The 15,623-nt window shown below is 60.7% G+C and carries 6 protein-coding genes; 3 read left to right on the forward strand and 3 right to left on the reverse strand.

Going from position 1 to position 15,623, the window contains the following annotated elements; translation table 11 throughout:
- The first annotated feature begins 213 nt into the window (after nt 1-213).
- Entirely contained in the window at nt 214-1,158 is a 945-nt protein-coding gene (locus AC1DWZ_RS21775; RefSeq protein WP_477171054.1) for a FecR family protein, read from the forward strand.
- Nucleotides 1,159-1,339: 181 nt separating this feature from the next.
- Entirely contained in the window at nt 1,340-2,143 is an 804-nt protein-coding gene (locus AC1DWZ_RS21780; protein WP_477171055.1) for a hypothetical protein, read from the forward strand.
- Between the two features lie 107 nt (nt 2,144-2,250).
- Here AC1DWZ_RS21780 and AC1DWZ_RS21785 read toward each other — a convergent pair whose 3' ends face one another.
- From AC1DWZ_RS21785 to AC1DWZ_RS21795, 3 genes are read right to left on the reverse strand one after another with little or no spacing between them, the layout of a single operon-like run.
- On the reverse strand, nt 2,251-3,768 hold the full coding sequence (locus AC1DWZ_RS21785; RefSeq protein ID WP_477171056.1) for a S8 family serine peptidase: 1,518 nt from the start codon (nt 3,766-3,768) through the stop codon (nt 2,251-2,253).
- Nucleotides 3,769-3,821: 53 nt separating this feature from the next.
- Nucleotides 3,822-4,481, reverse strand: coding sequence for an anti-sigma factor (locus AC1DWZ_RS21790; protein ID WP_477171057.1), 660 nt, complete (start codon nt 4,479-4,481; stop codon nt 3,822-3,824).
- A gap of 28 nt (nt 4,482-4,509) precedes the next feature.
- On the reverse strand, nt 4,510-5,019 hold the full coding sequence (locus AC1DWZ_RS21795; RefSeq protein ID WP_477171058.1) for an RNA polymerase sigma factor: 510 nt from the start codon (nt 5,017-5,019) through the stop codon (nt 4,510-4,512).
- Between the two features lie 392 nt (nt 5,020-5,411).
- Between AC1DWZ_RS21795 and AC1DWZ_RS21800 the strand changes: the two genes are divergently transcribed.
- A complete protein-coding gene (locus tag AC1DWZ_RS21800) occupies nt 5,412-15,464 on the forward strand; it encodes an Ig-like domain-containing protein (protein WP_477171059.1) in 10,053 nt (3,350 codons plus the stop codon).
- Nucleotides 15,465-15,623 lie beyond the last annotated feature (159 nt).

The raw sequence follows: 15,623 nt of genomic DNA on the forward strand, positions 1-15,623 counted from the left end.
CTGGTCGACATAGCCTGGCCCACCGTGATGCCGCGATGCATGCAACCAAGAAGTATCTGCCGGTCCACCAGCCTTCAACGCGTATATCTATTGCGCGGTGCGGAATAAGAAGTCGGAGGAATCGTTATCAACAATAACAAAGCGGCCCGCTGGATCTGGTCGCGCAATGACCTTGCGCGGGCGGGACTTTAGGTCTTGGGGAAGGCATCGCAGATGAAATACCCCTCGTTGCGCTATCTTATTGGCATGGTTCTCGTCTTGGCGTCCTTTACGGCCTATGCCGCGACGACGGGCGCACCTGTCGCCGAAGTCGTGGATGTCGTGAAAGAGGCCTTTCATGTGCCGCCGGGCGGCGAGGAGTTGCCGGCCAAGATCGGCGATACACTGCTGCCGGACGAGGCGATCCGGACAGCAGCAGATTCCGCCATTGAGATCAGCTTCCCGGATGGAGCCACACTAAGACTGGAAGCCGATAGCGACATGGTCCTCGATTCCTATGTCTTCGACCCAACGGCTCAGAAGTCTGCGGCGGCCATCTCGGTACCATCCGGGATTTTGCGCTACACGACCGGCGGCGTCAGCACGGACGACAGCGGTGTCCAATTTTCGACACCTGTTGCGACAGTTGGCATCAGGGGCACGGACATCGTCATCTCCGTCAACGCGCAGGGCGCCACCGTCATCGACGTGCTGAGCGGGAAGATTACGGCGAAACCAAACAAGAATGCAGCAGTTGCCGACGCCGAAGAGGGGCAGAGCGTTCTCATTGAGAAGGAAGACCTGCCACCCCAAGTAGGCACCATCGGCGATTTCGCAACGGCAGCCGGCCCGACGGCGCCACCGGCCCAGCCCCCGGCAGAAAACGGGTATCAGCGCGAAAAAGCGCAGCCCAAGCAATCCAGCAACTCTCCCGCAGGATCCAATGCCGGCGGTGGCTCCGACAATGGTGGTGGCGGCTCCGGTGGCGGCGGCTCCGGCGGTGGCGGTTCATCGGGTGGCGGCGGATCCTCGGGCGGTGGTGGACAGTCGGACAGTGATGGCGACGGCAATGCYGGCCATGGCGATAACTCCGACGGCCATGACAATGACAATCCGGGCAATGGTAAGGGTGGTGGCAAAGGCGGCGGCAAAGGTGGTAACGGCGGCGGCAATAAATGAGCTTGCCAGGGGGCGATCAGCTCGCCGTTTCATAGAATTGTCTCAACGGGGGACAAGTTCGTGACCTAGCGACCACGGCCGATGGCGGCCGGAATAAGCGGCAAAGCTGGGCCGTTCGTTCGTTGTATGGGGCGCCGCATGATTGCGCTGGCGCCGCTCAACCAAGGTCGGAGTACCAACGATGTATCATGCTAGCAAATCCCCCCTCAAAGCAGCGCTTCTGACGGCCATCCTGTCCTTCTCAGCGGTCGCGCTGGTGACATTGCCCTTCAGCTCGGTCGCCGAGGCCAAGAATGGTGGCGGCAATGGCGGTGGAAACGGTGGTGGTCACGGCGGCGGCAACGGTGGTGGCGATCACAGTGGCGGCAATGGCGGTGGCAACGGCAATAGCGGCGGCGGCAAGAATGGTTCTGCCGCCAACGGTGCCGGCAAATCAGAGGTCAAGGGCGGTCAGGTGGGCGATGAGCCCGATGACGCCGATGACGATCCGCTCGACGGCATCACGGCCAATCAGCTCGGCAAACTGAACGGATTCTTCCATGCATCGTCGCAGGGATTGAAGAATGCGTCGCCGAACTCTGCTCCTGGCAGCATCAGCCATACTTTCCGCGACTTGATGAATGAATTGGCCGCGCAGGACGCTGCAGAAGATGAAACACCGCCGGTCGACGGTGATCCGCAGGTCGACATCGATGATTTGGCCGAGGTGCTGGCGGGTGCCAGCAACAAGCCGATGTCACCGGGGATCGTCGATGCCATCCTCGACAAGCTGTCGGAAGAGTATGGCGACGACTATTCGGCGGTGACCGATCCGGACACGGCTGATGCGGCCCCTGAGCCGACCGATCCGGCCAGCGATCCGGCGACTGAGGAGCCGGAGCAGAGCTTTGCCGAAGCGCTTGCCGATCGGGTCAACGAGATCAACGGCTTTACCACGCCGGATGATGACGATGATGACGCGGAAGACCCCAGCAATCCGTCATAAATGTAGCACTTTGGCGTTACAGGGGTGACCACACATGAAATGGGCCCGCCGATCAGACGATCGGCGGGCTCAAATTCTATCCGGCAATATGTCCTGCAGCGGGACCGCTAATTGTTGGCTGTTGCGCAACTCATCGGCGCTTGTACCAGGCCAAAGCCAAAGACCGGATCGCGGCCCTTCGGACCAAGGTCGATCGCGGCACTGGCAAGGTTGTCCGCATTGTTGTCGCCGGCCGCGAGAGCGGCCACGACGAAGGGTGTCGCGAAAGATGTCCCGCTGACGTAACTGCCCGTCAAGGTCTCGCCATTCGATTGACCGTTTGCACCGCCGGGCAAGTCTGCCTTGGGTACCCAGAGATCGACCCCGGGGGCTGAAAATGTCACAAAGGAACCGGCGTTGGCACGGGTGAATGGGTGACGATCGGCATCAATGGCGGTCACGCCGACGACGCCGGCGTAGGCGGCGGGAAAGCGCGGCACATCGGATAGCCCGTCATTGCCAGCGGCGGCGACAATGACAATGTCCTGCTTGAGCGCTGCACCGATGGCCATTTCCAGCAGCCCGTCATGTGGCCCGCTGAGGCTCGTATTGACAGTCTTGACGCCACGGCCAGCCAGCCAGTCGAGGCCGGCAACAAAGCTGGTGGCGCTGGCGATCGGCTGGCCATCCTCGTCCAATGTAAAGATTCCGGCAATCGACAGGGCCGCATGCGGCAGCAGGCCGAAATCCTTCTGGCCGGCGAGCAGCGCTGCAACGATGCTGCCATGATCGGTGCCGGCGGCGATTGCATCCGCGCCGTCAAGGAAAGGCTGCTGTTCAATGCTGGCGCCCTGCAGGAGTGCATCGTCGAGATTGGCCAATGTATCGAGCATGCCCAATTTGAGGCCAGTGCTATCGCAGCCCCTGCCGGCCATGTCCCAGCGAATCTGTTTCTGCGCATAGCCCGGCGCCGGCAAGGTCATGCTGACCTGCGGCGTGTAGACGTGATTGTAGTCTATCGAAGCTTCGGGGAAGGCTGTTTGCAACCGCGTACGAGCGGACGCCAGGGAAAGATTGGCGGGCGTTGCAAGACGTGTGACGGAAATGCCGAGCGCACCGAGCTTGGTCTGCGACAAGACGGCAAAGCCGTTGGCGCTGGCAAACCGGGTCAGGTCGCCAGCGGCATTGGCCACGACGATTTCACGGTTGATTACGCGCTCGGCGCCGTGGTTGACGGCGTTTTGGCTGGGATTCGCGGTCTGAATTTCGGTTGTTACTGCGGCCGTCGAGCCGGCTGCAACGTCTGAGGTGTTCTTGTTTTTGCCATAGGCGTTGCCGTTGGCGCTACCGTTCGTGTTGGCGTTGCCGCTGGAATTGCCGCCAGCATTTCCATTGCCGCCGCTGTTGCCACCGCTATTACCATTGCCGCCGCTGTTGCCATTGCCGGAGCCGCCACCATTACCGTTTCCGCCGTTCCCATTCCCGCTGCCGTGGCCACCGCCACCATTGCCACCGCCGCCACCATTGCCGTTGTCGCTTTTGGCCCAGACCTCGCTGGCCCAAAGAAGCAGGGGCGCGGACGCGCTGATCTGCAACGCAGCTGCGTAGCCGATGACGAGACAGGCGAAGATGAGTCGACGACGCATGGCGGATGACTACTTCCCGTGGCTGTCCGCGGTGCCGGTATTTTGGTGCCTGGTCATTTCCCGTCGGCGGGAAGTGCAATCAGGTCCCAACTACCGTCGGTCCGCTGGCAGGCGATTCCGCTGGCGACGATCCCGACTGGCTGGATCTGCGCAAACTCAGCACAGGAGGCACCCGTCGCGAGGTCGAACCAGCGTACCACTGAAATGGTACCTTGCGCGCCAGTCTGACCTGGAAGGTTGAAGGGTGTATTAACGAGCTCCGGCTTGGCACTTAGCGACGAAAGCAACGCTGCGCGCGAGGCGGCGGAGAAGAGTTCACGCTCCTCCGGGCTGCTGGCCAGACGCAGTCCCGCTTCGTGCTGCGAAGCAGACCAGAATCCTATGGCTGCTGCACCCACGACCAGGCCAACGACGGCTGCCGCCGCCTGATGGCGAAGTAGGGAGGTTACCTTGCCGAAGGTCCGATGTGCAGTGGGCGCCGGCGACGTGGACCGAGCCAAAGCGATCGGCACCGGCAGATTTGTCAGCACTGCCATCACGTCGCGGACAGCAGATGCACCGAGCCGCAAATCGTCTGCCAATGCCTGTAATTCTGCATCGTTCGCAATCTGTTGCGCGACCAAAGCGGCTTCCTTGGGATCCAAGGTGCCATCGCAATACTGCATCACGCGGGTGAGCATTTCATCGCCGATCTGTTTGTGATTGTCAGACATCGTAATTCCTAACGAGTGAACGGCTCTTCTATTCCACCTTGTCGTCATTTCGGACGTTTTTGGCCAGCGTCAACCTGGCGCGTGCCAGGCGGCTCATCACGGTGCCGATAGGAATGCCCAGCATGTCTGCGGCCTCCTGGTAGCCAAAACCCTCAACGGTGACGAGCAGCAGGACCTGCCGCTGTTCTTCCGGCAAAGTCTTAATAGCGGCCCAGGTACGCTTCAGATCGTCCCGCGCCTCGATTTCGGCGATCAGTGGCGGGCCGGGAATTTGATCCCAAGCGCCATCCCCGGATACCGAAAGCCTTTGCGCCGAAGACCTGCGCCGGTCGATCCATATGTTGAGGATGATCTTGTAGACCCAACTGTCGAGGCGGGTGTCCGGCTGCCACTGGCTGTGCCGTTCCAGGACCTTGAGACAGGCGGCCTGTACCAGGTCGTCGCCTTCGTCAGCAGACCCACATAAGCCGATGGCAAAGCGCCGCAACCGGGGCAGGAAGCTGATCAGGCTGAGCTCTATCTCCCTACGGCCCGGCAACCTTTAGCTCCCTGTAACGATATGATATTAGAACATATTTTAGCGTAAACGTAACGCAAGATGACGCCTTCCGATGCGATATCGACTCAGCTTCAACCGGCCGGTCCAGAGCGACGATAGTGCTGAGCTACACGTTTTTTTCGCGTTAAGAGAGCTATTTCATCTTATGACGCCATCAATAGCGTCCCGAGCGTCAAGGCGTAACTCTACGCGTTCTCACACTATAATGTACCATTCGGCTAATATTCCCCTCAAATTTGCGGAATATTAGACCTCTCCCTTTCGTTTTCCACCCAGCGCACGTTCCTCGAAGCGATGGCATTTTGCGTCCTCTCGGGGTCGGGCTCGGAAAATAAACCGGCTGATCATCAGCTCGACCCTGGGAGCGTTTCATGGCCACCGACACCGCAAACGTCCAATCTGAAACCGCCAACGCCGGCACCGTCCTGCATGAGAGCGATGTCGAACAGGTGCATTTGACCCAGTCGGGCGAGCCCGTCGTTGTCCAGGTGCCGCAAGGCGAGAATGTCGTCCGCATTCAAGTAACACCCGGCGAAACCATTCAGTTGCCGTTCCCGATCGACGCCGTTGTCGCGCGTCTCGGCGATAACGGTAATCTCGCCGTCAAGGTCGGCGATATCACCGTCATCCTGTTGGGCTACGCCGAGGCGACCGGACAGGCGGAGGTCACGATCGTCGGCACCGACGCCCGGCCGATGGACGTGGCGGCTGTTCTGGCGGCAACCGACCCCAATCTCGACATCCAGACGGCTGCCGGTCCTGGTGCTGGCGACCAAGGCGCTGGTCCGGACAATAATGGCGGCCTGTTCGCCCCATTCGATCCCGCAGGTGGCATCGGTGGCCTCGACGCCGTCGGCGGCCTAGGGCAGACCAATCTCAACTACAATCTAGTGCAGCGTGAGTTCCCCGAACTCATCGAGGCGGATGTGGCGGCGGTCTTGCCGGACACCGAGCCGGTCATCCTCAGCGTCACCAGCGCCTTTGTGAACGAGGACGACTTCCAGCGCTATAACGATTTCTTCGAAGCCTTTGGCCCGATCTCCTCTGGCGTCAATAACGGCAACGATATCCGCGATACCGATGATCACGAGGACGATGACGGCGACGGCCAGAGCGAGCCGGGCGACAATTTCTTCGGCCTCGACTTCGACAAGGAACCGACCACCAGCCTGGTGCGGGTTACCGTCGACTTCCAGGGTGATGTTCCGGGTACGTTGAACCTGTTGGACAGCGGCTTGCCGCAGGATTGGACGTCCAACGGCTTCCCGGTGGTTTGGCTATTGGCATCGGACGGCCAGACGCTTTACGGCGTCACCTTCCCGGACGGCGAAAGCGAGCCACCACACACCGTCGTCTGGATTCGCGTGCAGACCGCGTCGAGCGACAGTGTCTTCGATGTTACTGTCACGTTGGTGGACCGTCTCGATCATCCGGACGCCGGCGCCAGCCCGAATGTCCAGGACGAATTGCTCGCCCATATCCAGTTCGAAGTTGTCGACAGCGATGGTTCGACGGCAGCTGGTGCCTTCGATACGACCTTCAAGGACGACGTGCCCTTCATTGGCTATCCGGTCGGCGAACAGATCAATGACAGCTTGGGCAATGAGAGCCTGAGCCTGGTCACCGACGAGATTTCCGAAGGCGAGGAATGCCCTGACGCCAGCGAGGCAAAGAGCGGTGGTGAAGGCGGCTCGTCGGTCTATGGCAGCTTCGGGCCGCTCTTTTATGGCGCGGATGGCCCGTGGGATGGCAACCCCAACAGCGACGAAGAACCGGAATCACCGGGTGTTCTTGCCTTGCGGGTGGTTGATCCGGAAACCGGCGACGTCTATCTCGACACGGCGGACCTCGCCTCAAGCCAGCTGACCTCAGGCAACGTGGCCATCGAAATTTCGCAGAGCTACGATCCGGCACTGCGCATCGTGACCTTGACGGGCCATACCGGCGACCTCAATGACCCGGTCTTCGTCATTGTTCTGCATGTCGACGACGTCAGCAACGATTTCAATTCGGGCAATTTCACCGTCACCTTCTTCAAGCCGCTGGATCATCCGGATGCGGGTGCCGATGGCGCCGAGACCGGCAGCCAGGACGAATTCCGCTTCGACATGACCCTGACCGTCAAGGATGATGACGGCGATACGGCCGAGGCGCAGGCCAGCGTTTGCTATAGCGATGACGGCCCCAGCATCGTCTCCAATGCACTCGTGCAATTGGACGATGATGTGTTCAGCGGCAATCCCGATGGCGTCGACGACGATGTCGATGCGTCGAACCTCACCGGAACGCTGGGGCACGAATATGGTGCCGACGGCGCGGGTACGACATTGCTCACCGGCGCCACCTTGCCGGCTACAGGCGGCTTTACCCAGGATGTCAGCCTTGACGGCCTTACTCTCACAATTTCGCAGAATGGTACCCCGGTCCTGCAGGTGCAGCTGACCGATGCGACGAGCGGCGACTATACGGTCACGCAATTGGCGGTGATTGATCATCCGGCCGGCTTTGACGAGAACAATGTCGAATTCACCCTTGCCTATCAGGTGACGGACAGCGACGGCGATACGGTCGATGGCACGATGGCGATCAATGTCGATGACGATACGCCGATCGCCAATGACGATTACGACAGCGTGGCCAATCTTCTGACGACGGACGGCAATGTCATCAGCGGCGTCGGCACCTCAGATCCCGTGAACGGTGCAGATAAGCCTGGCGCCGACGGTGCTGCCGTGTCGGCTATTGCGTCACAGGGTGTGCCGGCAAATACGTCGAATCCGGTGACAGACGTAGTCCATGGCGACGGTTTTGCCATCGCAGGCGAGCATGGCACGCTGACGATCTATGCCGACGGCTATTACAGCTATACGCGCAGCAACAGCGATCCGTTGATCGGCGATGACAAGTTCACCTATACGCTGACCGATGGCGATTCCGACTCCGATCCGGCGACATTGACGATCAACATCTACGACCAAGGGACCGAGCTCGATCTCGATCCGACCGGCGAGGACGCGCAAAGCGTTCATGAAAAAGGCCTGCCGACACGTACCATCGGCAGTGTGGTCGAGCCCGCAGGCACCGGCGAAGCCGCCGATGACAATGGCAGCGATGACGACGATACCTCGGAACGGACCAACGGAACCATGTCCTTTGCGACACCGGATGGCTTCGGGTCCGTGACATTGGAAGGTAAGGATGGTCCGGTCACGATCACCGCAGCCGGCCAGACCGTGCACGGCCTCTATGGCGATCTGCTGGTCACCAGCTTCGACAGCGGGACGGGACAGCTCGGCTATACTTATACCTTACTCGACAATGTCGACCATTCCGGTGGTGCTGTGCATGACGACTTTGCTGCCGTCGTCACGGATGCCGACGGGGATCATTCCGACGGTACGCTCAGCATCAACATCGCCGACGACGCGCCGGTGGCAAAGAACGATTTCGACACCGTTGGCAATATTTTGACCACGGACGGCAATGTCATCACCGGCGCCGGTACGACGGACCCGGTGGCCGGCCAGGATGATGTCGGTGCCGACAATGCCCTGGTTTCGGCGATCGCGTCACAATACGTGCCAGCCAACGCGCCGGTTGCGGTGAGCGACGGTGTGCATGGGGCCGGCTTCGTCATTGCCGGCGAGCATGGCACGCTGACCATCTATGCCGACGGCTATTACACCTATACCCGGACTAATGGGGATCCATTGGTCGCGGACGACAAGTTCACCTACACGTTGACGGACGGCGACGGCGATCCCGCGCCCGCGACGCTGACCATCAATATCTATGACACGTCGACAGAACTGGATCTCGACCCTGAGGGCGAGAATGACAATGATGTCGATGAAAAGGGGCTGCCGGTCCGCAACATCGTCGAGCCGGCCGGTACCGGCGAGATTGCCGACAATGACGGCACGAATGACAGCGATACGTCGGAACATGCCAGCGGCACGATGTCCTTCTCGACACCGGACGGATTCGGCTCGCTGACGCTGACCGGCAAAGACGGCCCGGTCACCATTACGGCAGCCGGCCAGATCGTCCATGGCCTCTATGGCGATCTTCTGGTGACGGGTTTCGACAGCGGCCTGGGCCAGCTCAGCTATACGTACACCCTGCTCGACAATGTCGACCATTCCGGCGGTCCTGTGCAGGAGGATTTTGCCGTCGTCGTAACGGATATCGATGGCGATCATTCCGACGGCACGCTCAGCATCGACATCATTGATGACCGGCCGATCCCGTTGAATGATTCCTACAACGTCACTGAGGGCCAGACGCTCAATGTGCCGGCGGCCGGCGTGCTGGCCAACGACACGGTCGGTGCCGACGGTGGCAAAGCGGCTGTGGCCGCGGTGCTGATCGGCAATCTGGGCGGATCCTTGACGCTCAATGCCGACGGTTCGTTCAGCTACACGGCGCCGGTGCGCGACCATGGTGTTGACGGCTCCGACGGCGATGGCCCGGATGTCGAAATCTTTACCTACACGATGAAGGACGCCGACGGTTCGACCGCGACAGCACAGATCCTGATCAATATCCTGGATACAGGCGTCAATGCCCAGAACGATGAATACAGCGTCGTGGAAGGCCAGACGCTCAACGTGCCGCTGGCCGGCGTCTTGGCCAATGACACGGTCGGTGCGGATGGTGGCAAGGCGGCGGTGGCCGGCGTTCTGACCGGCAGCCTCGGTGGTTCGCTCGTCCTCAACCCCGACGGGTCGTTCAGCTACGTGGCGCCGGTGCGCGACCATGGTGTGGACGGTTCCGACGGTGACGGCCCTGATTTTGAGATCTTCACCTACACGATGAAGGATTCCGACGGCTCGACCGCGACGGCACAGATCAAGATCAACATCACCGATACCGGCGCCAGCGCCCAGAACGACGAATACAGCGTCGTCGAAGGCCAGGCTTTGACGATCAATGCTGCCGGTGTGCTGGCCAACGACACGGTCGGTGTCGACGGTGGCAAGGCGGCAGTGCCTAGTGTGCTCACTGGCAGCCTTGGTGGTTCGTTGACACTCAATGCCGATGGCTCATTCAGCTATGTTGCGCCGGTTCGTGACCATGGTGTCGACGGGTCGGACGGCGATGGCCCGGATTTCGAAACTTTCACGTACACAATGAGGGATGCCGATGGCTCAACTTCCACAGGGCAAATCAAGATCAACATTACCGATACCGGCGCTAGCGCCCAGAATGACGAATACACGGTCGTCGAAGGGCAGAGCCTGAATATCGGTGCCGCTGGCGTTCTGACCAACGACACGGTCGGCGCCGATGGCGGCAAGGCAGCGGTTGCTGCGGTGCTCACCGGTAGCTTGGGTGGCTCGTTGACACTCAATGCCGACGGCTCGTTCAGCTACACGGCGCCGGTGCGTGACCATGGCGTCGATGGCTCGGACGGCGATGGCCCGGACTTCGAGACTTTCACCTATACGATGAAGGATGCCGACGGCTCGACCTCGACGGCACAAATCAAGATCAACATCACCGATACCGGCGCCAGTGCTCAGAACGACGAATATACGGTGGTGGAGGGGCAGACCCTCAATATACCGCTGGTCGGCGTGCTCGCCAATGATACGGTCGGTGCAGACGGCGGCAAAGCGGCAGTGCCCGGTGTCCTCACCGGCAGCCTGGGTGGCTCTCTGACGCTTAATGCCGACGGTTCGTTTAGCTACACGGCACCTGTCCGCGACCATGGCGTCGACGGATCGGACGGAGATGGTCCGGATTTCGAGATCTTCACCTACACGATGAGGGACGCCGATGGCTCGACCTCGACCGCGCAGATCAAGATCAATATCACCGATACCGGCGCCAGCGCTCAGAACGATGAATACAACGTGGTCGAAGGGCAGACCCTGAATATCAATGCTGCTGGCGTTCTGGGGAACGACACGGTCGGTGTCGACGGTGGCAAGGCGGCAGTGGCCTCAGTGCTCGCCGGCAGTTTGGGCGGTTCTCTCACACTCAATGCAGATGGTTCGTTCAGTTACACCGCCCCCGTCCGCGACCACGGTGTCGATGGATCGGATGGCGACGGTCCGGACTTCGAGACCTTCACCTATACGATGAAGGATGCTGACGGCTCGACCTCGACCGCGCAGATCAAGATCAATATCACGGATACCGGCGCCTCCGCCCAGAACGACGAGTACACGGTGGTTGAGGGTCAGACGCTCAATGTGCCGCTGGCCGGCGTGCTGGCCAACGACACGGTCGGCGCCGATGGCGGCAAGGCAGCGGTCGCCGCGGTGCTCACTGGCAGCCTCGGTGGTTCGCTGACGCTCAATGCCGATGGCTCGTTCAGCTACACGGCGCCTGTTCGGGATCATGGTGTCGACGGCTCGGATGGCGACGGGCCGGACTTCGAGACCTTCACCTATACGATGAAAGATGCCGACGGCTCGACCTCGACCGCGCAGATCAAGATCAACATCACGGATACCGGCGCCTCCGCCCAGAACGACGAGTACACGGTCGTCGAGGGACAGACACTCAATGTGCCGCTTGCCGGTGTTCTGGCCAATGACACGGTCGGCGCCGACGGTGGCAAGGCAGCGGTCGCTGCGGTGCTTACTGGCAGCCTCGGCGGTTCGCTCACACTCAATGCCGATGGCTCGTTCAGTTACACAGCGCCGGTGCGCGACCATGGCGTCGATGGCTCCGACGGCGATGGTCCGGATTTCGAGACCTTTACCTACACGATGAAGGATGCTGACGGTTCGACCTCGACAGCACAGATCAAGATCAACATCACCGACACCGGTGCTTCTGCTCAGAATGACGAGTATAGCGTCGTTGAGGGGCAGACCTTGAACGTGCCGCTGGCCGGCGTGCTGGCCAACGACACGGTCGGCGCCGACGGTGGCAAGGCAGCTGTGCCTGGTGTGCTCGCCGGCAGCCTCGGTGGTTCGCTGACACTCAATGCCGATGGCTCATTCAGCTACACGGCGCCGGTGCGTGACCATGGCGTCGATGGCTCCGACGGCGATGGTCCGGATTTCGAGACCTTTACCTACACGATGAAGGACGCTGACGGTTCGACCTCGACCGCGCAGATCAAGATCAATATCACCGATACCGGTGCGACCGCTCAGAATGACGAGTACACGGTGGTTGAGGGTCAGACGCTCAACGTGCCGCTGGCCGGCGTTCTGGCCAATGACACGGTCGGTGCAGATGGTGGCAAGACGGCGGTTGCCGCGGCGCTCACCGGCAGCCTGGGTGGTTCGCTGACACTCAATGCTGACGGTTCGTTCAGCTACACGGCCCCTGTTCGGGATCATGGCGTCGACGGCTCGGATGGCGATGGCCCGGACTTCGAGACCTTTATTTACACCATGAAGGATGCCGACGGTTCGACCTCGACCGCGCAGATCAAGATCAACATCACGGATACCGGTGCGACCGCTCAGAATGACGAGTACACGGTAGTTGAGGGTCAGACGCTCAACGTGCCGTTGGTAGGCGTGTTGGCCAATGACACGGTTGGTGCCGATGGTGGCAAGGCCGCAGTACCGGGCGTGCTGACGGGTAGCCTGGGCGGGTCGCTCACCTTGAACGCGGACGGTTCGTTCAGCTACACGGCGCCTGTTCGCGACCATGGCGTCGACGGGTCGGACGGCGATGGCCCCGATTTCGAAACCTTCACCTACACGATGAAGGATGCCGATGGCTCGACCTCGACCGCACAGATCAAGATCAATATCACCGATACCGCCCCGCAGGGTGGTACCAGCACGGCGCTGGTTGACGACGACGCGTTGGCTGGCGGCAATCCGCTGAGCACGACAGATGACGACACGCAGTCGCCTGACCCGGATGCCAGCGAGAAGACATTTGCCGGGACCCTGGCCCACACTATCAATGCCGATGGCTATGGCTCCGTTGGCTTTGCGTCGCTCAATGGCACGACCGGTTCGGTCGGCACTGAGACAGTCACCTATAGCTGGTCCGGCAACACCCTGACGGCGACGGTCACGGGTGGCGCGCGCAATGGCACGGTCTTGTTCGATATCGTGGTAACGCCGACGACCGGTGCCTATACCCTGACCTTGAAGGACAATGTCCTGCATGCTGCAGGTGGCGACGAGAACAATGCAACGGCGATCTTGACCTACAAGGTTACCGATGCCGACGGCAGTGTCGCGACCGGTACGCTCACCATCACCTTCGACGATGATGCGCCGACCGCGGCTGACGACAATGGCGGGTCGGTCAATGCCGGACAGACAATCTCGGCCAACACGGTGCTCACCGGTGTTGCCGGCAACGACAAATTCGGCGCCGATGACGCCAAAACCGGTGGCGGCGTTGTCGGTGTGCTTGCCGGCAGCGGTAGCACGCAATCGACGACCGGGATCAATACCGATATCGTCACTGCCTTGGGCACCTTGAAGCTGCAGGCGGACGGTACCTACACCTATACCGCCAAGGCGAATGCCAGCGGGACCGATTCCTTCACCTATACGATTGAGGATGGTGATGGCGACCGGACAACCGCCGTGCTGACCTTCACAGTCGCCGACCAGGCACAAGGCACAATCAGCGGCGCAACCCTGGTCTATGAAGACGGTATCCAGGACCAGAATACCGGCGGTTCAACACCGGCAACGCAGCCGCTGGGGATCACCTTCCTCCCGGCGGACAATGAGCAGCTGACGAGCTTGACCATCAAGACATTGACCGTTGGATGGAAGATCTACGATGGCGTGACATTGCTCGCCACCGGGTCGGGTGCCGACGTTGTTATCGACACGACCGTGCATGCGGTGGGTAACCTCAAGATACTGCCGCCGGCCGACAATGCGGACGGCGATATCAGCCTCAATATCCAAGGGACACTGCTTGATCCGAACGGTGGCCTGACCAGCACGATCACCGGCACGTTGACTGTCCAGCGGGATGCGGTCGCCGATCAGCCGACGAATGTCCAGATCATCGTCAGTGACTCGAATGATGCGGGGTCGAACTTCGCGCCAAGCGAGACGGGCACCGTTCAGGTCAAAGCGACGTTTGGCGACTATCTGGATGGTTCCGAAACCCACACCGTCACCGTACAACTCGCCAGCGGCTTCACCAGTGGTGCGCTGTCGGCCAATGGGACTCTGTCGGGCTTTGCCTACACCTACAATTCCGGGACTGGTGTCGTGGTGTTCACGGTGCCCAATGGGACGCAGAACATCGATGTGACCTTCGCTGTCACGGCGCCAAGCGGAACCATTCCTCTCAATCCGACGTTCACCGCGACGGCGACGGCGACGGAAACGACTTTTGCGCAGACCGAGCCGGACTTGACCAACAACACGGCCATGGCCTCGGCATCGACCGGCGTTCCCGTGGAGCGCGCCATCTCCGGCACGATCGTGACCAACTCCAATGTCACCAAGCAGCAGTTGCTCTTGACGGTCGTCGATCAGTCAAATCCGATTATCGCCTCCGCCAACATCTTCAGCCTGTTTCTGCAGGGTCAGCAGGGCAGTTTCCTTCTGGACGGCGGCTTCGTCTTCGATAGCGATGATCAATATGCTGTCGCGGTCGAATCTGTCCTCGGCTCTCGCGACGGTGCCGGGACACAGGTCCAGCTGACGGATTTCGGGCTGCAGATCGGTGCCGGTGTGAATACGGGGGATCTCACCGGTAGCGGCAACGTCAAGCTCGATGACAATGATGATGCCGGTGGTCCAAACTTGACGGGCTACACTGCTGTGATCACGCCGGATACGGGTGCTGTCGATCAGGCCTTGACCGGGTCCCAGGATGGCACGGCGGCAAACCAGACGCTCAGCGACGGAAGTGCCAACACCGGTACCTTCAACATGACCTATGGTGCGGCGGGTACCGATACGCTGAATGGCAGCAATGATGCCGATCTGCTGCGGGGCGGGCCCGGTACCGACACCTTGAATGGCAATGGCGGAAACGATGTCCTGGTATTCGGGACCGGTGACCACATCGACGGCGGCACCGGGATCGATATCCTGCGGGTCGATGACGGCGCGATCGCTCTCACTAAGATCGAGGACGGTTCGGTTGCTGGCCCGCTGGTCAACACCGTCGTCAATCTCGAAGCGCAGGACATTCACAATATCGAGTCTATCCTGATCACGCAGGAGGCCATTCCGGAAGCCGGCTTCGGCACGACCGTTCGCCTCGACGCGAAAAACGTCCTCGACTTCACGGATGCGAATGACACGCTCTACATTGTCGGCAATTCGGGCGACAAGGTCGTCCTCGGCGTGCCGGATGGTGGCGAGGCGACCTGGGTCGATGGGAACGGCAATGCCGGCGATGGTGTGACCAAGTTCGGTTCCATCACGGTGGGTGGCGTGACATTCGACGAGTATCACACCTCTTCGGGTGGCAAACTCTATGTCGACGCAGAAATTACCGTGCAGACGGAATAGCAGCAAGAAGAGCGCAAGCCGAGTGTGAGAGATAAATGCAGCGTGGGCCGCTGCCAGGGCGGAACAAAGTTGGCGTTGGTGGTGTTATTTAAAAAGGGTGCGATCAGCGCAGCCCCTATATCTGATCGCACCTTCTCGCCGCACCGCAGCAGCCCCTGC

The sequence above is a fragment of the Dongia sp. P2_B8 genome (assembly GCF_056404715.1).